At 63.6% G+C, this 1,090-nt stretch carries 2 protein-coding genes; both read left to right on the top strand.

Annotated elements, in window-relative coordinates; translation table 11 throughout:
* Nucleotides 1-591, top strand: a 591-nt coding sequence (locus tag EN906_RS35030) for a toprim domain-containing protein (RefSeq protein WP_245484402.1), incomplete at its 5' end; no start/stop codon positions are given.
* Between the two features lie 44 nt (nt 592-635).
* A partial coding sequence (locus EN906_RS35025; RefSeq protein WP_206529271.1) for an FUSC family protein occupies nt 636-1,090 on the top strand: 455 nt, incomplete at its 3' end.

Genomic DNA, 1,090 nt, shown 5'->3' with positions numbered 1-1,090 from the left:
GTCCTGCCGCTGCGCGGAAAAATCCTCAACGTCGCCAGCGCCGGCAACGACAAGCTCGCCGGCAACCAACAGATTTCGGACCTGATCCAGGCGCTCGGCTGCGGTACGCGTTCGAAGTACCGCGATGAGGATCTGCGCTACGACCGCGTGATCATCATGACCGACGCTGATGTCGACGGCGCCCACATCGCCTCGCTGCTGATCACCTTCTTCTATCAGGAGATGCCGGCACTTGTGCGTGGCGGCCATCTCTACCTAGCGGTGCCGCCGCTTTACTCGATCAGGCAAGGCGGCAAGGTCGCCTATGCCCGCGACGACGCGCACAAGGACGAGCTCCTGCGCACCGAATTCACCGGGCGCGGCAAGGTCGAACTCGGCCGCTTCAAGGGCCTGGGCGAGATGATGGCGGCCCAGCTCAAGGAAACCACCATGGATCCGAGGAAGCGCACGCTGCTCAGGATCGACGTGATCGACGCCGAGGCGGCGACCAAGGACGCCGTCGATGCGTTGATGGGCACCAAGCCGGAAGCCCGCTTCCGCTTCATCCAGGAACGCGCCGAATTCGCCGAGACGGAAGTGCTGGATATCTAGCCATCAGCCGGTTTAGCTTGCGCTTCTGATATGGAGACCAGCGTGTGATTGCGGCACGGCTGAAAGGCTATTTCGAAACCAGTTTGACCGACCTGACGCAACCGACGCGCTCGGACTGGATTTTCGCTCTTCGCACCGTTTCAGCCGGCCTGATAGCGCTGCTGGCCGCCTACGCCCTAAAACTCGACCACCCGCAATGGGCCATGATGACGGTGTTCATCGTCGCCCAGCCGGTTGCCGGCATGGTGCTGGCGAAGGGCTTCTACCGGCTGCTCGGCACGCTGGTCGGCGGCGTCGCGGCGATCGGCATCACCACCGTATTCGGCACCAACCCCTGGGTGCTGGTGACGGTGCTTGCCGTCTGGATCGGCATCTGCACCTTCGTCTCGTCGCTGCTGCGCAATCCGGAAGCCTATGGCGCCGCGCTCGCCGGCTACACCGCAATGATCATCGGCCTGCCCGCCTTCGGACAACCGCATCTCGTCGTCGACCTCGCGGT

Origin of the sequence: Mesorhizobium sp. M7A.F.Ca.CA.004.06.1.1, assembly GCF_003999135.1 — a bacterium.
Classification (GTDB): domain Bacteria; phylum Pseudomonadota; class Alphaproteobacteria; order Rhizobiales; family Rhizobiaceae; genus Mesorhizobium.
Note: the sequence above shows the minus strand (reverse complement) of the source record. Positions and strands in the feature narration are given on the sequence as shown.